The organism is Rhodopseudomonas palustris HaA2 (genome assembly GCF_000013365.1).
Lineage (GTDB): Bacteria > Pseudomonadota > Alphaproteobacteria > Rhizobiales > Xanthobacteraceae > Rhodopseudomonas > Rhodopseudomonas palustris_J.
Genome location: NC_007778.1, coordinates 2,302,731 through 2,324,262 on the forward strand (window position 1 = coordinate 2,302,731; position 21,532 = coordinate 2,324,262).

The 21,532-nt window shown below is 66.9% G+C and carries 20 protein-coding genes, 1 other RNA gene and 1 pseudogene; 14 read left to right on the forward strand and 8 right to left on the reverse strand.

The features are described from left to right. Positions 1–2: 2 nt before the first annotated feature. Positions 3–176 (forward strand): DUF1328 domain-containing protein, encoded by a 174-nt coding sequence (locus tag RPB_RS24095; protein WP_011440920.1) that lies wholly within the window; start codon positions 3–5, stop codon positions 174–176. Here the strand turns inward: RPB_RS24095 and RPB_RS10180 are convergent. Next, entirely contained in the window at positions 173–706 is a 534-nt protein-coding gene (locus RPB_RS10180; protein ID WP_011440921.1) for a thioesterase family protein, read from the reverse strand. The genes RPB_RS24095 and RPB_RS10180 overlap by 4 nt on opposite strands. Before the next feature lie 65 nt (positions 707–771). Here RPB_RS10180 and RPB_RS10185 point away from each other — a divergent pair, with 65 nt between their 5' ends. Continuing rightward, a complete protein-coding gene (locus tag RPB_RS10185) occupies positions 772–2,199 on the forward strand; it encodes an FAD-binding oxidoreductase (RefSeq protein WP_011440922.1) in 1,428 nt (475 codons plus the stop codon). 137 nt (positions 2,200–2,336) lie between these two features. Next, positions 2,337–6,158, forward strand: coding sequence for an AsmA family protein (locus RPB_RS10190; protein WP_011440923.1), 3,822 nt, complete (start codon positions 2,337–2,339; stop codon positions 6,156–6,158). 24 nt (positions 6,159–6,182) lie between these two features. Here the strand turns inward: RPB_RS10190 and RPB_RS10195 are convergent, their stop codons facing one another. The 5 genes from RPB_RS10195 to ssrA form a co-directional block, all read right to left on the reverse strand. Next, a complete protein-coding gene (locus tag RPB_RS10195; RefSeq protein WP_011440924.1) occupies positions 6,183–6,467 on the reverse strand; it encodes a ribbon-helix-helix domain-containing protein in 285 nt (94 codons plus the stop codon). Further along, the gene (locus RPB_RS10200; RefSeq protein ID WP_011440925.1) at positions 6,464–6,652 is read right to left on the reverse strand and encodes a DUF4169 family protein; all 189 of its coding nucleotides are present in this window, start codon (positions 6,650–6,652) and stop codon (positions 6,464–6,466) included. The genes RPB_RS10195 and RPB_RS10200 overlap by 4 nt, the downstream gene beginning before the upstream one ends. 264 nt (positions 6,653–6,916) lie before the next feature. Then, positions 6,917–8,335 (reverse strand): class II fumarate hydratase, encoded by a 1,419-nt coding sequence (fumC, locus tag RPB_RS10205; RefSeq protein WP_011440926.1) that lies wholly within the window; start codon positions 8,333–8,335, stop codon positions 6,917–6,919. A 92-nt stretch (positions 8,336–8,427) separates the two neighbouring features. Continuing rightward, positions 8,428–8,952 carry an SspB family protein gene (locus RPB_RS10210; protein WP_011440927.1) on the reverse strand — a complete coding sequence of 175 codons (525 nt, stop codon included), beginning with the start codon at positions 8,950–8,952 and terminating at the stop codon, positions 8,428–8,430. Positions 8,953–9,158: 206 nt separating this feature from the next. Then, positions 9,159–9,527: a transfer-messenger RNA gene (gene ssrA, locus RPB_RS24100) on the reverse strand. Positions 9,528–9,640: 113 nt separating this feature from the next. Here ssrA and RPB_RS24105 point away from each other — a divergent pair. From RPB_RS24105 to RPB_RS10265, 11 genes and pseudogenes are all read left to right on the forward strand, one after another. After that, positions 9,641–9,960 (forward strand): annotated as a pseudogene (locus RPB_RS24105) (chromate transporter). Between the two features lie 76 nt (positions 9,961–10,036). Then, entirely contained in the window at positions 10,037–10,537 is a 501-nt protein-coding gene (locus RPB_RS10220) for a tripartite tricarboxylate transporter TctB family protein (protein ID WP_011440928.1), read from the forward strand. A 9-nt stretch (positions 10,538–10,546) separates the two neighbouring features. Continuing rightward, a complete protein-coding gene (locus tag RPB_RS10225; RefSeq protein ID WP_011440929.1) occupies positions 10,547–12,064 on the forward strand; it encodes a tripartite tricarboxylate transporter permease in 1,518 nt (505 codons plus the stop codon). A 111-nt stretch (positions 12,065–12,175) separates the two neighbouring features. Then, positions 12,176–13,180 (forward strand): tripartite tricarboxylate transporter substrate-binding protein, encoded by a 1,005-nt coding sequence (locus tag RPB_RS10230; protein ID WP_011440930.1) that lies wholly within the window; start codon positions 12,176–12,178, stop codon positions 13,178–13,180. Between the two features lie 154 nt (positions 13,181–13,334). After that, a complete protein-coding gene (locus tag RPB_RS10235; RefSeq protein ID WP_011440931.1) occupies positions 13,335–14,129 on the forward strand; it encodes a thymidylate synthase in 795 nt (264 codons plus the stop codon). Next, complete coding sequence (locus RPB_RS10240) at positions 14,126–14,665, forward strand: dihydrofolate reductase (RefSeq protein WP_011440932.1); 540 nt, start codon at positions 14,126–14,128, stop codon at positions 14,663–14,665. The genes RPB_RS10235 and RPB_RS10240 overlap by 4 nt, the downstream gene beginning before the upstream one ends. A gap of 153 nt (positions 14,666–14,818) precedes the next feature. Continuing rightward, complete coding sequence (gene hflK / locus RPB_RS10245) at positions 14,819–15,991, forward strand: FtsH protease activity modulator HflK (protein WP_011440933.1); 1,173 nt, start codon at positions 14,819–14,821, stop codon at positions 15,989–15,991. Beyond that, entirely contained in the window at positions 15,988–16,944 is a 957-nt protein-coding gene (gene hflC / locus RPB_RS10250) for a protease modulator HflC (RefSeq protein WP_011440934.1), read from the forward strand. The genes hflK and hflC overlap by 4 nt, the downstream gene beginning before the upstream one ends. Positions 16,945–17,218: 274 nt before the next feature. Continuing rightward, the gene (locus tag RPB_RS10255) at positions 17,219–17,419 is read left to right on the forward strand and encodes a DUF2065 domain-containing protein (RefSeq protein WP_011440935.1); all 201 of its coding nucleotides are present in this window, start codon (positions 17,219–17,221) and stop codon (positions 17,417–17,419) included. Positions 17,420–17,608: 189 nt separating this feature from the next. Continuing rightward, positions 17,609–19,105 (forward strand): Do family serine endopeptidase, encoded by a 1,497-nt coding sequence (locus RPB_RS10260; RefSeq protein ID WP_011440936.1) that lies wholly within the window; start codon positions 17,609–17,611, stop codon positions 19,103–19,105. Positions 19,106–19,108: 3 nt separating this feature from the next. Then, positions 19,109–19,765 carry a class I SAM-dependent methyltransferase gene (locus RPB_RS10265; protein WP_011440937.1) on the forward strand — a complete coding sequence of 219 codons (657 nt, stop codon included), beginning with the start codon at positions 19,109–19,111 and terminating at the stop codon, positions 19,763–19,765. Here RPB_RS10265 and RPB_RS10270 read toward each other — a convergent pair. Next, the gene (locus RPB_RS10270) at positions 19,755–20,222 is read right to left on the reverse strand and encodes a GNAT family N-acetyltransferase (RefSeq protein WP_011440938.1); all 468 of its coding nucleotides are present in this window, start codon (positions 20,220–20,222) and stop codon (positions 19,755–19,757) included. The two genes, RPB_RS10265 and RPB_RS10270, sit on opposite strands and share 11 nt — an antisense overlap. Positions 20,223–20,294: 72 nt before the next feature. Further along, entirely contained in the window at positions 20,295–21,446 is a 1,152-nt protein-coding gene (locus RPB_RS10275) for a bis-aminopropyl spermidine synthase family protein (RefSeq protein WP_011440939.1), read from the reverse strand. Positions 21,447–21,532: the final 86 nt, after the last annotated feature.

Below are 21,532 nucleotides of genomic sequence, written 5' to 3' on the forward strand. Positions count from 1 at the left end.
TCATGCTGGGTTGGGTTGTCACTTTTCTGGTCGTCGCGTTGATCGCGGGTCTGCTCGGCTTCGGCGGCATCGCCGGCGCCTCGATCGAAATCGCCAAGGTGATCTTCTTCATCGCGATCGTGCTTTTCCTAGTCTCCGCGGTGGTCGGCCTGGTTCGCGGCCGCACGCGAGTCTAGCGCACCGGCTCCGCGCGCTTCGAGGGCATTGCGATGCTTCGTCCGATGCCCTCGGGCCGCGGCGCCGCGCGATGCGCCTCGGCGACGCGCTCGATCCGGGCGCGGATGTCGGGCGGAAACGGCGCGACTTTGCGGACGCCCATGTCGACATGCATCGTCATGTTCTCGGACGTCGCCGACAGCCAGCCTTCCTCGGCGTGGCGCAGTTCCTCGAAGGTGTGAATGCGTTTTTCGTCCGCTGCGATCAGGTAGACGTGCACCCGCACCGGGTCGCCGAGATGCACCTCGCGCAGATAGCGCACGTGGCACTCCGCCGTGAAGGTCGAGCCGCCGCGGGTTTTCAGATAGTCCGGACCAATCCCCAGTTCGAGCCACATCTGATCGATCGAGCGATCGAACAGCACATTGTAGTAGGCCATGTTGAGGTGGCCGTTGTAGTCGATCCAGGCCGGTTCGATCTGCATCACGGTGGTGACGAACGGCGCGGCGATGCTGCCGGCGTCGACGTTGCGATCTGCTTCCAAAGTCAAATGCTCCTCCCTTGACCCCTCCGGTATCCTTTGCCACGGTCGATCCGATCCGGAGGATTTTTATCGTGGGCCTGACCATCACCAACACGCCGAAGCGCGCCGAGCCGCAGGCCGTGGCCAGCGCCATTGAAGCGCTCGCGGCGCGGTTCGGCAACCGTCTCGTCACGTCGCTCGCGGTTCGCGAACAGCACGGCCACACCACCACCTGGCTGCCGAACCAGCCGCCGGACGCGGTGGTGATGGCGCAGGAGACGGCGGACATCCAGGACGTGGTGCGCATTTGTGCCAAATACCGCGTGCCGGTGATCGCGTTCGGCACCGGCACCTCGCTGGAGGGCCACGTCAACGCCCCGGCTGGCGGCATTTCGATCGACCTGCGCGACATGAACAAGATCCTCAGCGTTCATGCCGAGGATCTCGACTGCGTGATCCAGCCCGGCGTCACCCGCAAGGCTCTGAACGAGGACCTTCGCGACCAGGGCCTGTTCTTCCCGATCGATCCGGGCGCCGACGCCTCGATCGGCGGCATGGCGGCGACGCGCGCCTCCGGCACCAATGCGGTCCGCTACGGCACCATGCGCGACAACGTGCTGGCGCTGAAAGTCGTTCGCGGCGACGGCGAGATCATCACCACCGGCACCCGCGCCAAAAAGTCCGCCGCCGGCTACGACCTGACGCATCTGTTCGTCGGCAGCGAGGGCACGCTCGGCATCATTTCGGAACTGACCATCAAGCTGCGCGGCATCCCCGAGGTGATCGCGGCGGCCTCGTGCTCGTTTTCGTCGGTCACCGACGCCTGCCAGGCGGTGATCCTGGCGATCCAGACCGGCATCCCGCTGGCGCGGATCGAGCTGCTCAGCGAGTCCCAGGTCAGGGCCGTCAACGCCTATTCCAAGCTGACGCTGCCGGAGACGCCGCTGCTGCTGCTGGAATTCCACGGCAGCGAGGTCGAGGTCGGCGAGCAGTCGAAGAATTTCGGCGCGATCGCCAAGGATTGCGGCGGCGGCGACTTCACCTGGACGACGCGGCCCGAAGACCGCAACAAGCTCTGGCAGGCCCGGCACGACGCCTATTGGTCGGTGCGGGCGCTGCGGCCCGGCGACGGCGTCGGCGTGGTCGCCACCGATGTCTGCGTGCCGATCTCCCGGCTGGCCGATTGCGTCGCCGAGACTGAGCAGGACATGGCGCGGCTCGGCCTGCTGGCGCCGATCGTCGGCCATGTCGGCGACGGCAATTTCCATTGCTCGCTGCTATGCGACGTCAACGACGCCGACGAGATGGCGCGCGCCGATGAGTTCATGCACCGTCTGGTCGAGCGGGCGCAGGCAATGGACGGCACCTGCACCGGCGAACACGGCATCGGTCAGGGCAAGCAGAAATATCTTCAAGCCGAACTCGGCATCGAGGCGCTGCAGGCGATGCGCGCGATCAAGCAGGCGCTTGACCCGCAAAACATCTTCAATCCCGGCAAGATCCTGCCGCAAGGGCTTTGAAGTGTTGATATTTCCGCCTCACCCTGATGTGCGGCGGAAATTGCTGTGAGTTCGCCATCATTCGTTGTTATGCGTTGATAAGACGGAGCTAATGATCGTTGGCCGGGGCAGGCTGATCGCCCGGGGGGACACACGCGTTGCAGACGACCTTGCTCGGCCTGGCCATCGCGCTGATTGTGGCGCTGCTCGCCGCCCTGGTCGGGCCTTTCGTGGTCGACTGGAATCAGTTCCGCGATCAGTTCGAGACCGAGGCGACGCGGCTCGCCGGCGCGCCGGTCCGGGTCGCGGGCGACCTCGACGCGAGGCTGTTGCCGACGCCGACGCTACGGCTGCGCGACGTCACCATCGGCGGCGCTAACGATCCCGGCCGCATCCGCGCCGCCAAGCTCGATGTCGAATTCAGCCTCGGCGCGCTGATGCGCGGCGAATGGCGCGCCGACGAACTCTCGGTCAACGGCTTTGCGCTCGACCTCGGGCTCGATGCCGACGGCCGGCTCGACTGGCCGGCCTCCGGCCTGTCCGACCTCGCCGCGCTGTCGATCGACCGGCTCAATCTGACCGGCCGGATCGCGCTGCACGACGCCGCCAGCCGCTCCACGCTCGAACTCAGCGACATCGCTTTCGCCGGCGATCTGCGCGCCCAGGGCACCTCGCTGCGCGGCGACGGCAATTTCCTGATGCACGGCACGCGCTATCCGTTCCGGCTGTCGGCCGGGCGGGCGGCGGCGAGCCAAGGGACGAGTCAGGCGACGAACGATGGCACGCGACTGCACCTCACGGTCGATCAGGCCGGGCGTGGCGTGACGGCCGATCTCGACGGCGTGCTGGCATTCGCCGGCCGCTCGCCGCGGTTCGAGGGCACCGCCATGCTCTCGGCGACGGCCGCGCCCGACGGCTCGCGCACGCCGTGGCGGATCTCGGCGAAGGTGAAAGCCGATCCCGCGCTGGCGGCGCTGGATCAGCTCGACGTCAGCTGGGGGGCTGAGGAGCGCGCGCTGAAGCTCGCCGGTTCCGGCGACGTCCGGTTCGGCGCAGCGCCGCTGCTCACCGCCAGATTGGCGGCGCGCCAGCTCGACGGCGACAGGCTGCTGGCCGCGGAGGGCGACGACCCGGCGGGCTGGCTGCGGCAATTGCGCGACCGCATCGGCATGACGCCGCAGCCGCCGCTACCGATGCGGCTCGTGCTCGACGCCGAGCAGATCATGCTCGGCGGCCGGCCGCTGACCGAAATTGCCGCGGAGCTGCGCTCCGACCGCGCGATGTGGCGGATCGATCGCTTCGCCCTGCGGGCGCCCGGCGGTTCGCGGCTGGCGCTGAGCGGGGGTGGCGGGCCGGCCGGCGCGTCGGATCAGTTCAACGGTACGCTGACGATCGAGTCCGCCGATCCCGATCTGCTCACCGCGTGGCTGCAGGGGCGCGCGCCGACACGGGTCGGTCCGGCGAAGCCCTTGCGGATGCAGGGCCGCGTCGCCGCGTCGACCGACGCGGTCACGATCGATCCGCTGACGATCGAGGCGGATGGCGGCACGCTGCGGGGCCGCATCGCCACCAGCCGGACGGTCGATCGCGGCGGCCGGATCGAGGCCGTGCTGGCGGGCGACCGGGTCGATCTCGATGCCGCCACCGAATTGTGGCATTCGCTGGCGGGTCCGCGCGACAACTGGCCGGAGCAGGCGAGCGTCGCGCTCGATCTCGAAGAGGCCACATCCGGCGGCCAGATCTGGCGGCCGTTGCGGACGAAGTTCGGCTACGGACCCGGCACCGTCTCGCTCGATCAGCTCGAGGCCCGGAGTGCAAGCGGCGTGACGCTGCAAGGCGACGGCCGGCTCGATCGCGCCAACGCCATCGGTCGGCTCAATCTCGCGGCGCTCGCGCCGTCGCTGCGCCCGATCGCCGACGCGCTCGATCAGGTCGCGCCGACCATCGCCGCACGGCTGAAGACCATCGGCGAGGGGCCCGGCGCCGCGCCAGGCGATGCGCGGATTTCGATCGCGCTGACACTCGAGGCCGACAAGGCGAAGGCCGGGCAGGTCAATGCGGGCGCGGTGGCGCAGATCGACAGCCGGCCGCTCAAGGGTACGGTAACTCTGAAGGCGACGCCGAGCGGCGCCGACATCGGGGATCTCAAGGCGGACGCGCTCAGTCGCAGCAACATCAGCCTGAGCGGCAAATTGTCGGCCGAGCGCGGCGTCTCGTTGTTGACCTTGCTCGGGCTCGATCGGGCGATCGCCGCCGGCGAGGGCGGCGGTACGCTCGACCTCGCCGCGTCCGGCGCGTGGGGCGGGCCGCTGAAGGTGAAGGCGCATCTGACGAGCGCAGCTCTCGACATCGCGGCCGACGGCCCGGTCGAGCCGTGGGCGGCCGAACCGAAGGCGACGCTGTCGCTGAATGCGCGCCGGGTCGATCTGGCGCCGCTGTTCGACCTTGCTGCGGCGGGCGGCGATGCAGCGAGGATCAGCGCGACCTCGCGGCTCGCGGTCGCCGGCCGGCAGTGGAGCTTCAACGAGATCGACGCCGGCCTCGGCGGCGCGCGTCTGCGCGGGCGGCTGGCGCTGACGCTCGGCGACGAGATCGGCGTCGATGGCGAGGCCGGTCTCGATGCGCTGGCGCTCGGGCCGGCGCTGCAGCTGGCGCTCGGCGTCACCGGCCACGATCCGGCCGAGCCGCTCGGCCGCGGCCTGCTGCATGGCTGGCGCGGCAAGGTCGCTTTCCAGGCGCTGCGCGCGACGCTGCCCGGGGGCGCCGAGCTGCAGCCGTTCGGCGGCCTATTGCGCCACGACGGCCGGACCCTGACGCTGGACGCCAAGGGCAAGCTCGGCGGCGGCGACGCCAAAGTCGTGCTGCACGCCAGGCCGGGCGATGCCGGCGTCGCGTTCGACGCCGATGTCGGGCTGGCAGGTGCGGATGCGTCGGCGCTGCGTTACGGTGAGCAGGCGATGCCGGCGGCCAAAGCGTCGCTGCAGATCACGCTCGACAGCGTCGGCCGCAGCGCTTCGGCGCTGGGCGGCGCTCTGGCCGGCGGCGGCACGCTGACGCTGGAGCGGGCGCAAATCCCTGGGCTCGATCCCAAGGCGTTCGAGGTCGCGATGCGGGCCGGCGAGTCGCCGACACCGATCGACGAAGCCAGCCTCGCCCGGATGGTCGAGCCGGTTCTGTCGGGTGGAACGCTTGCGGTCGACAGCGCGCAGTTCCCGCTCAGCCTCGCCGACGGGCGTCTGCGGGTCGCGGCCACGCCGCTGACCGCCAAGGGCGCGCGGGCGGTGATCTCGGGCGGCTACGACATCCCGGCGGGGCAGGCCGATCTGCGCGCCACGCTGGCGCTGACCGGCACCGGCCCGGGGCTTCCGCCCGACATCCGGATTTTCGCAGCCGGCCCGCCGGAGCGGCTGACGCGCAACGTCGATCTGTCGGCGCTGTCGTCCTGGTTGACGGTGCAGCGGATCGATCGCGAGACCAAGAAGCTGGAAAGCCTGGAGCAGGAGGCGAAACCGCCGGCATTGCCGGCGTCGCGTCCGGCTTCCGACGGAGCGGCGCCGATTGCCGCAGCGAATCCGGCGCAGAACAGCCTTGCACCAGCAGCGCCGTCGAAGGCAGCGCCATCGAACGGGCCCGCGCCGACCGAGTCGCAGCAGGGCGCGGCCTCACCGCTGGTGCCGTTGCCGGATGCCGACCCGCGCCGCGCGCCGTCACAGCCGTCGCCATCGCAGCCATCACCACGGGCCGCCACGCCGAAGCCTGTGCCCGTTGCACCGCTGCCCCAAGCCGTGCCGCCCCGAACCGCGACGCCCCAAGCTGGGCCGCCCCAAGCCGCGACCAGCGACAAGCCCGGCACACGCGAGAAGCTAGCGCCGCTACCGCCGGCTCTGGAAATCAAACCCGCACCGGGCGACGCGCGACCGTCCCGGTCGCGCCCGCCTTTGGTTCTCACGCCCCCGAACAATTCGCGGGCGGCCAACTAACTGCGCACCAACCGACGAAGTCGATCAGTGCGCCACGATGCTGCTATCGACCTTGGCTTCGACCACGGGCTGTGGCTGCTGCGGTTGCTGCATCGCGCGGCTGCGGAAGTAGTCCAGCACGAACAGGCGAATCGCCGACGACAGATTGCCCTGCTGACGATTGCCGTCGATTTCACCGACGAGCTCGGACAAAGTCATGTCCCGCACGCCGGAGATCTCCTTCATGCCGTTCCAGAACGCCTCTTCGAGGCTGACACTGGTCTTGTGGCCCGCGACCACGATCGATCGTTTGACGACCGGCGATTTCATGACGCGTCCTCGCCACCGATTACATGTTGATCCAGCAGTTCATTGGCGCGACCGACCCGATGCTCGTCGCTCGCACGCTGCGATTTGGTCCTGCCAAATCGCGCACGATTGACGTCGGCGAGCTTCGCGGCTGCTTCCCGCTCCGCCCGTTTCTTGAAACGTCTCAAATTGACCACATCCACCATTACGAACACCCATTATCGACTAATCGGCAACGGGCGTCGCTCAGGGCCGGGCACGAATGCACGAAGCCATAGGCGGCTCGATCACCATCAAGAATACAGTCCTCACCGCTGCAGGTTGCTGCTAATTCCGGCCCGCCGACGGCGGATTAAAATTACCAAATCACAACGCTGCGAGATCAAGTTGATCAATCCGCACGAGCAAGGGATATGATTTACATCAATTTCCAAAATGGCATTTTTGGTCAGTCTGCGCGACGGCACGGCTCATCCAGGATGCGTCATATTGTCCGGACGGACCAGCCGGTCGAACTCGGCTTCGCTCACCAGGCCGAGCCGCAACGCCTCCTGTTTCAGGGTGGTGCCGCGCTGATGCGCGGATTTGGCGATCTTCGCGGCGTTGTCGTAGCCGATCTTCGGCGCCAGCGCGGTCACCAGCATCAAGGAGCGCTGCATCAGTTCGCCGATCCGGACTTCGTCGGCGCGAATGCCGTCGACGCAATGGGTGGTGAACGACCGCGCGGCGTCGGCCAGCAGCCCGACCGACTGCAGCATCGCCTGCGCCATCACCGGCTTGTAGACGTTGAGTTCGAAGTGACCCTGGCTGCCGGCGACGGTGATGGTGGTGTGATTGCCGAACACCTGGCAGCACACCATCGTCAGCGCTTCGCATTGCGTCGGGTTGACCTTGCCGGGCATGATCGAGGAGCCCGGCTCGTTCTCCGGCAGGATCAGCTCGCCGAGTCCCGAGCGTGGCCCTGAGCCGAGCAGGCGGATATCGTTGGCGATCTTGAACAGCGCGGTCGCGGCGGCGTTGATTGCGCCGTGCACCGAGACGTAAGCGTCGTTACTCGCCAGCGCCTCGAATTTGTTCGGCGCGGTGACGAACGGCAGCTCGGTCAGCGCGGCGGCGCGCTTGGCGAACGCCTTGGCGAATTTCGGGTGGGTGTTGAGGCCGGTGCCGACCGCGGTGCCGCCCTGCGCCAGCGGATACAGTTCCTTCACCGCGAGCTTCAGCCGGGCCAGGCTGCTCGCGACCTGCGCGGCGTAGCCGGAAAACTCCTGGCCGAGCGTCAGCGGGGTGGCGTCCTGGGTATGGGTGCGGCCGATCTTGACGATCTTGGCGAAGGCTTTCTCCTTGGCGCGCAGCGCGTCGTGCAGCATCGTCAGGCCGGGGATCAGATCGGCGACGATCGCCTGCGCGGCGGCGATGTGCATCGCGGTCGGGAACGAGTCGTTCGACGACTGGCTCATGTTGACGTGGTCGTTGGGATGGACCGGCGTCTTGCTGCCGCGCTCGCCGCCGAGCAGCTCGTTGGCGCGGTTGGCGATCACCTCGTTGAGGTTCATGTTGGTCTGGGTGCCGGAGCCGGTCTGCCACACCACCAGCGGGAAGTGATCGTCGAGCTTGCCGTCGATCACTTCGCGTGCCGCGCGGACGATGGCGCCGGCGCGGCGCTGGTCGAGCAGGCCGAGTTCGCGATTGGTCTCGGCGGCGGCGAGCTTGACGATGCCGAGCGCGTGCACGAGGCCGATCGGCATCCGCTCCCGGCCGATCCGGAAGTTCTGCCGCGAGCGTTCGGTCTGCGCGCCCCAGTAGCGGTCGGCGGCGACCTCGATCGGACCGAAGCTGTCGGTTTCGCTGCGGGTCGCCCCCAGCTTGGGGGCATCGGGCTTACGGGCCATCGCGGTCGTCCTGTCGGTCAGCGGGGGAATCGTAAAGAACCCCGCAGGCCGCGCCGCGGCCGGCGGAGGGGGCGCGACGGCTGCGCGAAACCCTATTTCTTGCGGAAGCGATCGAGCCGCACCACTTCGGCGCCTTCGGATTTGACCGCCTCGTCGGCGGCAATTTCGGCAGGCCCGGAATCGGCCGCGGCGGGCAAAGCCGGGCTCGGAGCCGGGGGGGCGATCTCCGGGGCGTCGGTGTCGGCAGCTTCAGCGGCGCCGTCACCGGCTTCGAATTGCAGGCCGAACTGCACCGACGGATCGAAGAAGCTCTTGATCGACGAAAACGGCACCACCAGCCGCTCCGGAATGCCGCCGAACGACAGCCCGACCTCGAAACGATCCTCGGTCACCACCAGATCCCAGAATTGATGCTGGAGGATGACGGTCATCTCCTCCGGATATTGCGCCAGCAGCCGTGGCGACAGCTTCACGCCATCGGCCTTGGACAGGAAGGTGATGAAGAAGTGGTGCTCGCCGGGCAGGCCGTGCTGAGCGACGTCGGTCAGGACCTGCCGCAGCACGCCGCGCAAGGCTTCGCGCGCGAGGACGTCGTATCGGATGTGATCGGTGGCCATGACCTGTCCTGTGCCCGCCTCGTGCTGTGCTCGCTGGTCCCGTCGCCGGACGTTTCGACACTGATCACCATCGGCATCAGGGCCCGACTCGCGCCGACCGGACGGATCGTAACCCGGCAAAGGCCCGGGGTCAGCAGGCATCACGTTGGAATTATTGTGCTCCCCGGCGTCGACGGAAGGCACCAGGGGAGGTGGAGGAAAAGTAAAGTGGAGGCTTCTGTTGCCAGGTGCCTCCGAACCCCGCCAAACGGAGCTTAACCCGTCAGGACTTCAGACTTGGTCTTTCAAACTGCGTTACGCAGCCTGAGCAACCGGAGCATAGTTGTCGTTGGCAACTATTGCATAGCCCGATAACGGCGGAACAATACCGGGAAAAAGCAAGCCCTTTACGCCCTCGTCGATCCTGTTTCGCCCCCGCCGAAGCCCGCGCTTCCAACTCGAAACAGGCGGGCTTGGGTGGAGGCGCCGGGTACTGCCCCCGGGTCCGAATGGTTTATTACGACGGCCATTTATTTCCATAGTCGGGTTGCCCCGACCTTCCCAATATAGGGGGCAATGGCTTGGGGCGGAAGGGCGTTCGCCGGCAAAACGTAAGTTATCCGGTCAGCCCGGCCGGAGGGGAAAAGGCAGCCGGCAAGAATGCCGGTGGTCGTTGGTAGGGAGCCGTCTGGCCGCGACATTCGCCCGGATGTCGCTGTTCGCGATCGGCGCCAACGCCGCGGTGCCGGAGATCCATCGCATCGTCGTCGAGGTGCCTCACGCCGACGTTCAATTCGCCGACGCCTATGCGATCGCGCGATCGTCTCCGGCATCCCCAACGTCCTGATCGTCACGTTGATCGGCTATCAGGTCGCCGGAATCGCCGGTGCGAAAGTCGCGACGCCGGCGATGTGCCGTCCGACCGCGCTCGTCACCGCGGCCGCCGCAATGCTCACGGCGGCAACACGGCTCAATCCGCTGTGGCTGTTGATCGCCGGCGGCGCTCTGGGTTTCGCTGGCGTTGTCTGACGAAACTGAGTAGGCAGGACGGCCACGCCGCCGATAACAAAAACGGGCGACGAAGCCCGGCAACGGGGAGGACACGATGAGCGACACGCCGAGCGGGATCTCGGACAAATCCCTGTTTCCGAAATGGATTCGCGGACCGCAGGATTTCATCGGCGGCCTCGCTCTGGTGGCGGTGGCTGCCTTCGCGCTGTGGGCATCGAGCGATCTTCAGGGCATGCAGGGCTTTTCGTTCGGCGCCGGCACGGCGCCGCGGATCTTCGCGCTGCTGCTGCTCGGGATCGGCATCGTCCTCACGGTGACCGCCGTCCTCGTCGACGGCGAACCGATGGCGAAATTTCACTGGCGCGGACCTTTGTTCGTCGGCCTCGCCATCCTGTGTTTCGCCGTCTCGATTCGCCCGCTCGGACTGATCATCTCCGCCTTCGCCAGCTTCCTGATCGCCGCGCTCGGAACCCCCGAGACGCGTTGGAAGGAAACCGTCCTCGTCGGCATCGCGCTGACGATCGGCTGCAGCCTGCTGTTCCCCTATGCGCTGGGGCTGCCGATGCCGCTGTATCCGTCTGTCCTGATCCGGTGAGCGCGCGCGATGCTTGATCTGTTCTCCAATCTCGCGCTCGGCTTCCAGGTCGCGGCCTCGCCGATGAATCTCGGGCTCTGTCTCGTCGGCGCCCTGGTCGGCACGCTGATCGGCGTGCTGCCCGGCATCGGCACCATCGCCACCGTGGCGATGCTGCTTCCGATCACCTTCGGCCTGCCGCCGATCGGCGCGCTGATCATGCTCGCCGGTATCTATTACGGCGCGCAATATGGCGGCTCGACCACATCGATCCTGGTCAACATTCCGGGCGAGGCGACCTCGGTGGTCACGACCCTCGACGGCTTCCAGATGGCCAAGCAGGGCAGGGCCGGTCCGGCGCTGGCGATCGCTGCGATCGGCTCCTTCGCCGCCGGCTGTTTCGCCACCGTGCTGATCGCGGTGCTGGGCGCGCCGCTGACCAAGCTGGCGCTGGAGTTCGGGCCGGCAGAATATTTTTCCCTGATGGTGCTCGGTTTGATCTTCGCGGTGGTGCTGGCGAAGGGGTCGGTGCTCAAGGCGGTCGCGATGATCGCGCTCGGCCTGCTGCTGTCGATGATCGGCTCCGACATCGAAACCGGCGCGTCCCGCATGACCTTCGGCATTCCCGAACTCGCCGACGGTCTGGGCTTCGCCACCGTAGCGATGGGGGTGTTCGGCTTCGCCGAGATCATTCGCAACCTCGACGGCGGCACCGAGGCCGATCGGCAATTGGTGCAGCAGAAGATCACCGGCCTGATGCCGACCCGGAAGGATCTGCGCGACGCCGCGCCCGCGATCGCCCGCGGGACCGTGCTCGGCTCGATTCTCGGCATCCTGCCGGGCGGCGGCGCCGTGATCGCGTCGTTCGCGGCCTATACGCTGGAAAAGAAGATCTCCCGGACGCCCTACCGGTTCGGCCGGGGCGCGATCGAAGGCGTGGCGGGGCCGGAAAGCGCCAACAATGCCGCTGCGCAAACGTCTTTCATCCCGCTGCTGACGCTCGGCATTCCGCCGAACGCGGTGATGGCGCTGATGGTCGGCGCAATGACCATTCACGGCATCGTGCCGGGACCGCAGGTGATGCAGAATCAGCCGGAACTGGTGTGGGGCATGATCGCCTCGATGTGGATCGGCAATCTGATGCTGCTGATCATCAACCTGCCGCTGGTCGGAGTCTGGGTACGGTTGCTGCGCGTGCCGTACCGGCTGATGTTTCCGGCGATCGTGGTATTCTGCGCCATCGGCATCTATTCGGTGAACAATGCGCCGATCGACGTCGTGATGGCGGGTATTTTCGGACTGATCGGCTATTGGCTGGTCAAGCACGATTTCGAACCGGCTCCGCTGCTGCTCGGAATGGTGCTCGGACCGCTGATGGAGGAGAATCTGCGCCGGGCGCTGCTGATTTCGCGCGGCGACGCGACGATCTTCGTGACCCAGCCGCTGTCGGCGACGTTGCTCGCGGTAGCCGCAGGACTTCTGGTGCTCGCGGTGCTTCCGTCGCTGCGCAGCAAGCGCGACGAGGTTTTCGTCGAGTCCGAGAACTGATCGATTTGCGCGACGCAGACGTCAGCGTCGTGAACTGTCTGATATACTCGATCGGGTCATTCGCTCCCGATCATCTCGATATTGGCAAGGAATTTCTGCCGGAGGCGGAACATGCATTGCATCGCGCGCGCGATCGCGTCCAGGCGCGTCGTCGGTCTCGTCATCGCGGTTTCGGCGTCGCTTGCGGGCGAGCCGGCGGTCGGTCAAACAGCGGCCGACTATCCGGCACGTCCGCTCACCGTGATCGTTCCGTTCGCAAAGGGCGGCCCGACCGACGTGGTGGCGCGGATCGTCACTGCCGAGATGTCGAAGACGTTGGGCCAGCCGATCGCGATCGAGAACGTCGTCGGCGCCGGCGGCACCACGGCGACCCAGCGCGCGGCGCGGGCCGCGCCCGACGGCTATACGCTGATCGTCGGTCATATGGGGACCCATGCTGCGGCGGTCGCGCTGTATCCCAAGCTCGGCTACGATCCGGATGCCGATTTCGCACCGGTCGCGCTGCTGACACGAATGCCGGTGCTGCTGGTGGCGCGTCGGCATTTCCCGGCGGCCGATTTCGGCGAATTCGTCGCTTACGTGCGGGGCCACACCCACGTCCTCAATATGGCGCATGCGGGGGTCGGATCGGTGTCCTATGCCTCGTGCACGCTGCTCAATCATCTGCTCAGGATCGATCCCACCGGCGTTCCGTTCAATGGAACGAAGCCGGCGATGGATGCTCTGGCGGCGGGGCAGGTCGATTATATGTGCGACCAGATCGTCAACGTGGTGCCGCCGCTGCGGGAAGGCGCGGTGCGGGCCTACGTCATTGCCAGTCCGGAACGTGATCCTGCCGTGCCGACCGTGCCGACCGCCGCCGAGGCCGGTCTGCCGGCGTTCCAGGTCGAAGCCTGGAACGCGATGTTCGTGCCGAAAGGCACGCCGGAGGCAATTGTCGGCGTCTTGAACGCTGCGGTGATGCGGGCGCTGGACCGGCCCGAGGTCCGCGATCCGCTGATCGGCCTCGGCGGCATCGTTCCCCCGCCGGACCAGCGCACGCCGGACGCGCTTCACGCGCACCTGCGGACCGAGCTGCAGAAATGGGGGCAGGTGCTGAAGCGAGCCAGCGACTGACAAAACGGTTGAAGACAGCTGACCTGCCGCGATCAAACCTTGTTGTTTCGACCGGCAGGGGTATTTTCGGCATGAAATCCGAAGATCCGCAGCCTCGCGCAGCGACCGCTCCCGGCGGACGCCACGCCGGCGCCATTCCGGACACCGCCGACCGATGATTCCGTACCACGACCTGCTCGAACGCATCCTGAGCGACGGCGCCGAAAAACACGACCGCACCGGCACCGGCACGCTGTCGGTGTTCGGCCATCAGCTTCGGTTCGATCTCGCCGCCGGTTTTCCGATGCTGACCACCAAGCGGTTACCGCTCAAGGCGATCATTCACGAGCTGCTGTGGTTTCTGCAGGGCGACACCAACATCAAATATCTGCACGACCACGGCGTCACGATCTGGGACGAATGGGCGGACGCCAACGGTGACCTCGGCCCTGTCTATGGCGCGCAATGGCGCTCGTGGCCGACCGCGGACGGCCGCAGCATCGATCAGATCGCCCATGTCGTCGACATGATCAGGCGCAACCCGGACTCGCGTCGGCTGATCGTCACGGCGTGGAATCCGGCGGATGTCGAGAAGATGGCGTTGCCGCCGTGTCATTGCCTGTTCCAGTTCTACGTCGCGAACGGCAGGCTATCGTGCCAATTGTATCAGCGCTCGGCGGACGTGTTTCTCGGCGTGCCGTTCAACATCGCGTCCTACGCGCTGCTGACGATGATGGTGGCGCAGGTCACGGGGCTGAAGCCCGGCGACTTCATCCACACGCTCGGCGACGCGCATCTGTATTCCAATCATCTGGAGCAGGCGCGGCTGCAACTGACCCGCGCCCCGCGCGCGCTGCCGGCGATGGCGATCAATCCCGCCGTGACCGACATCTTCGGCTTCCGCTACGAAGACTTCACCCTGCACGGCTACGATCCGCACCCGCACATCAAGGCGGAGGTGGCGGTGTGAGTAGCCCGGGAGTTAGCTCGCGACTGTCGATCGTCCTCATCGTGGCGGTTGCCGACAATGGCGTGATCGGGCGGGACAACGCGATTCCGTGGCGGCTGAAATCCGACCTGCAGCGCTTCAAGCAACTGACGCTGAACAAGCCGATCATCATGGGTCGCAAGACCTATCAGTCGATCGGCCGGCCGTTGCCGGGACGAACCAATATCGTGGTGACCCGAGACCCGACCTTCCATGCGGACGGCGTGGTGGTCGTGCCGTCATTCGACGCCGCGGAGCAAGTCGCATGCGGCGATGCGATGCGGCGTTTTGCCACCGAAATCGCGGTGATCGGCGGCGCGGAAATCTATGCGCACTGGCTGCCGCGCGCGACTCGGATCGAATTGACCGAGGTACATGCGAGCCCGCCGGGCGATGCGACTTTTCCCGCGCTCGACCCGTCGCAGTGGGAGGAAACGGCTCGGACGCATCACGCAGCCGGCCCCCAGGACAGCGCCGATGTCTCGTATGTGACCTATCGACGCTGCACTGCACGTTAACCTTGAGCACCGCGCGATCCACATTGACAAAATTGCGGCAGGGCTTAGCTCGCGACAAGTGACGACGCGCGTTGTGCCTGCCGGGCCCGTCCCCTATAAAGCCGTTCACGAATTGGGGTCCGCACGATCGCCGGACCGCTGAGGAGACTTTTGATGCCGTGGAAGAATCAAGGCGGAGGACCGTGGGGTTCTGGTCCGAAGGGGCCATGGGGCTCCGGGCCGCAATCATCGGGATCGGGGCCGCGGCCGCCTGACCTGGAAGATCTGCTCCGTCGCGGCCAGGACCGGCTTCAGCAGTTGCTTCCCGGCGGTTATTTCAGCGGTCTCGGCATCGCCATCGCGGTGCTCGGCGCGCTGACGATCTGGGGCCTGTCCGGGTTCTTCCGGGTACAGTCCGAAGAACTCGGCGTCGTGCTGCGCTTCGGCAAGCATGTCCGCACCGTTCAGCCGGGCCTGAATTATCATCTGCCGTATCCGATCGAGACCGTACTGCTGCCGAAGGCGCTGCGCGTGTCGACGATCAGTATCGGCATGACGATGATCAACGACCCCGCGCGGCGCGGCACGACGGTGCGTGACGTTCCCGAAGAGAGCCTGATGCTGACCGGCGACGAGAACATCGTCGACGTCGACTTCGCCGTGCTGTGGCGGATCAAGCCCGACGGCGTCGGCAATTTCCTGTTCAACATCCAGAACCCGGAAGGCACCGTGAAGGCCGTCGCCGAAAGCGCGATGCGCGAAGTGATCGGCCGCTCCAACATCCAGCCGATCCTGACCGGCGCCCGAACCACGATCGAGGGCGGCGTCCAGGAACTGATGCAGAAGACGCTCGACGGCTACGGCGCCGGCGTTCTCATCCAGCAGGTGCAGATGCAGAAGGTCGACCCGCCGCTGCAGGTCATCGACGCGTTCCGCGACGTGCAGGCGGCGCGCGCCGACCTCGAGCGGCTGCAGAACGAGGCGCAGACCTACGCCAACCGGGTCATCCCGGACGCCAAGGGTCGCGGCGCCCAGATCATCCAGGCCGCCGAAGGCTACAAAGGACAGGCGGTCGCCGAGGCCAAGGGCCAGAGCGCGCGCTTCCTCGACGTCTATGAAGAATACAGGAAGGCGCCCGACGTGACCCGTCAGCGGATCTATCTCGAAACCATGGAGCGTGTGCTCGGCCCGGCCGAGAAGCTCGTTTACGATTCGGGGTCTGGCCCCGGGGGAGGCCAGGGCATCGTGCCGTATCTGCCGCTGAGTGAGTTGAGCCCGCGCCGCACGGCGCCGGCTACACCGACGCAGCCGCAGAACCAGCAGACCCAGGGCGGAGGCAGCCGATGAAGACCGGAATCGCAGGTATCGTCGCCCTGATCGTCCTCCTGGTCGCGATCATCGTCGGTTGGTCGTCGCTGTTCACCGTCCGCCAGACCGAGCAGGTGCTGCTCGTCCGGCTCGGCGAGCCGGTGCGCGTCGTCACTGAACCGGGCCTGCATTTCAAGGCGCCGTTCATCGACACCGTGATCAGCATCGACAAGCGGATTCTCGATCTCGAAAATCCGTCTCAGGAAGTCATCGCGTCCGATCAGAAGCGGCTCGTGGTCGATGCGTTCGCGCGCTATCGCATCAACAATGCGCTGCGCTTCTACCAGAGCATCGGGTCGATCCCGGCCGCGAACATCCAGCTCACGACGCTGTTGAACTCGGCGCTGCGCCGCGTGCTCGGCGAGGTCACCTTCATTCAGGTGGTGCGCGACGAGCGTGAGGGCTTGATGCAGCGGATTCGTGCCCAGCTCGACCGCGAGGCGGAAGGCTACGGCATTCAGGTCATCGACGTGCGTATCCGCCGTGCCGATCTGCCGGAGCAGAACAGCCAGGCGGTGTATCAGCGGATGCAGACCGAACGTCAGCGCGAGGCCGCCGAGTTCCGCGCTCAGGGTGCCCAGAAGGCCCAGGAGATCCGTTCGAGGGCCGACCGCGAGGCGACCGTGATCGTCGCCGAGGCGAATTCGCAGGCCGAAGAAATCCGCGGTTCGGGCGACGCCGAGCGTAACCGCCTGTTCGCGGCCGCCTACGGCAAGGACCCGGAATTCTTCTCGTTCTATCGGTCGATGACGGCCTATGATCAGTCGCTGAAGAGCTCGGACACCCGCTTCCTGCTGCGGCCCGATTCGGAGTTCTTCCGCTTCTTCGCCAATTCGTCCGGCAGGCCTGCGATACGGCCGGCGACTGCGGCGGCTCCCGCGCCGGGCGGGACGGGGCAGGCAATGCCTGAACCGGCCGCCGCGCCGCGCTAGCGTTTCCGGTTCTGATCGAAACCAGAACCGGGCACCGGATCGCCGTCGTGACGGGTCGTCATGACCCGATCCGGTGCCCGTTTCCCGCGAAACCATTTCGCGCGAAACCGGCGTCAACGGTATCTTTGCGAGCGGATCTCGATATTGGAATGCGTTTTGCGTTCCCCGATCGGCTGGACTAAAACAGACCCGAATTCAGAAGCGCAGGCTTGGGCCTGCGCTTTCGTCGATAATGGCTGTCGGGCAAGTCTCCCGGCCGGGAGGATACAGTCGTATGGGGTCTTTCGCGTTCGCCGACCTCCTGATCGGGGTGGGTGTGTTGTTCGTGCTGGAAGGACTGATCTTCGCCGCGAGCCCGAACTGGATGCGGCGCGCGATGAAAAGCGCACTGGCGACTCCGGACAATATCCTGCGCGTGGTCGGCATCGTCTCGGCCGTGCTCGGCCTGATCCTGATCTGGATGGTCCGGCGCTGACCCGCGGACAGGATCGGCCGGTTTTCAACGGCATCGTGAGCACGGACGTCCGTTTTTCGCCGCAATCGGTGCAGCGGATGGGGTAGCTTCGATCGATTCCGATGCGTGCGCCGGTCCCCGGATCGGGCGCAGAGTTTTCAAGCGGCTGCGCCCAATTTGCCCGGCCTCGATGCAGGAGATGTTCCGATCATGCCCGTTGCGATCACCGCCTTGAGCTTCCGGTTCAAGCCTCTGCTGACGGCTTTGTGCCTCGGCGCGGCTGCCGCCTTGACCGCGGCGCCGGCGCAGGCCCGCGGCCCCGAGGGCATCGCGGACGTCGCCGAGAAGGTCATCGACGCCGTGGTCAACATCTCGACCAGCCAGACCGTCGAGGCCAAGAGTGCGCCCAGCGAGGGCAACAGCGCCAAGCCGAATCTGCCGCCGGGGTCGCCCTTCGAGGAGTTTTTCGAGGACTTCTTCAAGAACCGCCGCGGCGAGAAGGGCGGTGGCGGCCCGCGCAAGACCAACTCGCTCGGCTCGGGCTTCATCGTCGACACCGCCGGCATTGCCGTGACCAACAATCACGTCATCGCCGACGCCGACGAGATCAACCTGATCATGAACGACGGCACCAAAATCAAGGCGGAGCTGGTCGGCGTCGACAAGAAGACCGATCTGGCGGTGCTGAAGTTCAAGCCGCCGGCGAACAAGCCGCTGGTGGCGGTGAAGTTCGGCGACAGTGACAAGCTGCGGCTCGGCGAATGGGTGGTGGCGATCGGCAACCCGTTCTCGCTCGGCGGCACGGTCACCGCCGGCATCGTCTCGGCGCGCAACCGCGACATCAATTCGGGGCCGTATGACAGCTACATCCAGACCGACGCCGCGATCAATCGCGGCAATTCCGGCGGCCCGCTGTTCAACCTCGACGGCGAAGTCATCGGCGTCAACACGCTGATCATCTCGCCGTCCGGCGGCTCGATCGGCATCGGATTCGCGGTGCCTTCGAAGACCGTGGTCGGGGTGGTCGATCAGCTCCGCCAGTTCGGCGAGCTGCGCCGCGGCTGGCTCGGCGTGCGGATCCAGCAGGTCACCGACGAGATCGCCGAAAGCCTCAACATCAAGCCGGCGCGCGGCGCGCTGGTCGCCGGCATCGACGACAAGGGCCCGGCCAAGCCCGCCGGCATCGAGCCCGGCGACGTCGTCGTCAAGTTCGACGGCAAGGACGTCAAGGAGCCGAAGGATCTGTCGCGCGTGGTCGCCGACACGGCGGTCGGCAAGACCGTCGACGTGGTGATCATCCGCAAGGGCAAGGAAGAGACCAAGCAGGTCACGCTCGGCCGCCTCGACGACGGCGCCAAGCCGCAGCCGGCCTCCGCGAAGTCGCAGCCGGAGCCGGAAAAGCCGGTGACACAGAAGGCGCTCGGGCTCGACCTCGCCGCGCTGTCGAAGGACCTGCGCGGCAAGTACAAGATCAAGGACAGCGTCAAGGGCGTCGTCGTGGTCGGCGTCGACACCGGCTCCGATGCCGCCGAGAAGCGGCTGTCGGCCGGCGACGTGATCGTCGAAGTGGCGCAGGAAGCGGTCACCAGCGCCGCCGATATCAAGAAGCGGATCGATCAGGTCAAGAAGGACGGCAAGAAGTCGGTGCTGCTGCTGGTTTCGAACGGAGCCGGCGAACTGCGCTTCGTGGCGCTCAGCCTGCAATAGACGATGGCCGCGGCCGGCCGATCTGCGCTCGCCATCGACTTCGTCGGCGGCGCGGTCGGTTACAAATTGCGCTCCGGCGCCGCCCGCAGCCACGCGCTGCTGAAGGCGACCGGCATGGCGCCCGGCCGCGCGCTGCAGGTCATCGATGCCACCGCAGGACTCGGCCGCGATGCCTTCCTGCTCGCGTCGATGGGCGCGAGCGTCACGTTGATCGAGCGGTCGCCGCAGGTGCACGCGCTGCTCGCGCAAGGGCTCGCCGCGGCGCAGGCGGAGAGCGCCGAGCTCGCCGGCGTCGTCGCCCGGATGACTCTGATCCAGGGCGATGCGCGCGACCTGCTTCCGACCCTGCAGGCCGATGTCGTGACCGTCGATCCGATGCATCCGGAGCGGACCAAGACGGCATTGGTCAAGCAGGAGATGCGGCTGCTGCGCGATCTGGTCGGCGCCGATCCCGACGTTTGCGAATTGATGCAGGCGGCGCTGTCGGCGCGCTGCGGCCGGGTCGTGCTGAAATGGCCGTTGCGTGCCGAGCCGCTCGCCGGCGTGCGCAAGCCGTCCTACCAGATCGCCGGCAAGACGGTGCGCTACGACGTGTTCGTGCTGCCGCGCGGTGCTGCGGAAGAGCGCGCGCCCGGCGCCGATGCCGCGCTCAATCCTTGAGCGGCTTTTCCAGATAGATCTGCGTCGGCACGAAGCCGACGCGGGCCAGCACGCCCTTCATCGGTTCGTTGGTGGCGCGGGTGCGGAACACCACATGATCCAGCTTCTGCGCCTTGCACCAGTCAAACACCGAATTCATCAAGAGGTTCGACAGGCCGGAGCCGCGCTGCGACGGGTCGATGTAGATGCTGTGATAGTCGCCGTAGGGCTGCTTGGTGATGAAGTTGCGGCGGATGCTGACATAGGACCAGCCGACGATCTCGCCGTCGCGCTCGGCGACGAAGGTCGCGGCTTCCTTGTCGCCGAACAGCTTCTCCAGCTTCTTCACATAGAAGCCGACATCGGTGATCGGATCGTCCGGGAACGAGATCTTGGCGATCTCGGCTTCCATCCAGCCGATCTTCTCGAGATCCGCGCGCTCCAGCGGGCGCAGCGTGTGCAGGGGCTTGTCGGTCATCGTTCAACTCCAGAATTCAGCCGCCGCGTTCGCACGAACCGCTGCGGCGGGCAAGTCCGTCTTTCCGCGGGTTCAGCCGCCGGTCTTGCGGCGGAAGCTGTGCCCGCCGCAATTCGCGCATCCCTGATCCTTCAACGCCTCGATCGTCTCCGGCGTCGAGCCGCGCCCCAGGACGGCCTCGCGGCCGCATGACGTGCAGACATAGGCGCGGATCCGCGGATTGATCTCGGCGGTGTACAGCGGTCCCTGCCACGCCGGCAATGCGGCGGCGGCCGGGCCCGCGGCGGCGAGTTCGATCAGTTGCCCGACATTGCCAAGCACGGTGGCGCCCGCATAGGCGTTGAAGCCCGGCCGGATCGTCTGCACCGCGAGGCCGAGATCGAGAAACACCCGCTGCAATGCCAGCATCTGCCGCGGCGGCCATTGCGCGAACGAAAAGTAGCACAGCCCGTCGCCGGCCAGCGCCTCGCGGCCGCGCGTCAGAAACAGCTTCGCGCCTTCGAGCGTGTAGGGCGGGTCGGTCTCGATGGTGTCGAACGCGCCCTGCAACTCGGCCGGCAGCGGCTGGCGCAGATCGTGATGCAGCGTGCGCAGCGCGATGCCTTCGCGGGCAGCATTCTCGCGCAGGAAGGCGAGCCGGCGCTCGTCCGCGTCGACCACCACCACGCCGCGGGTGAGGTCGGCCTTGCCCAGCGCCTGGCCGACGAGGCCGATCGCCAGTGACACCGAATCGTCGTCGCCGAGCAGCAGCACCCGGCGGCCTTCCAGCGCGCCGGCCTGCAGCATCAGAAGCGCACGCAGCAGCGACGTCTCCGGGGTGCACGGCGCCTGATCCAGCGTGACATCGACCGATGGCGCCTGCGCGATGATGGCGGCGAGCCGGCCGACCTGCGCCTGGAAATCCGCGGGGATCACCACGCCATGGCCGGCGCAGGCCGGGCAGGTGACGTCGATGGTGATGCCGAGCCCGAGTTCGCGCTCGACGAAGTCGCGGCCCTCGGGGCTCAGCGCCAGGCCCTGCTTGCGCTCCAGCAGCCCGGCCTTCTCCAGTTCGCGGCGGACGGCGGTGGCAATCGGCATCGGCAGCCGGGCCTCGCGGGCGACGTCCTGCAGCCGCAGCGAGCCCGAGCGATACACCGCACGCAGGATCGCCTCGACGCCGGCCGGGCCTTCGCGCAGCCGGGTCGCCTCGGCGATGGTTTTCAGGATTTCGGGGTCAGCCATGGCCGACGGCTCCGCAAAACAACGGGCAGCGCCGCGGTTGGCCCGCGCCGCCATCCGTGCCAAACAGGCGCTGAAACTGAACCGCC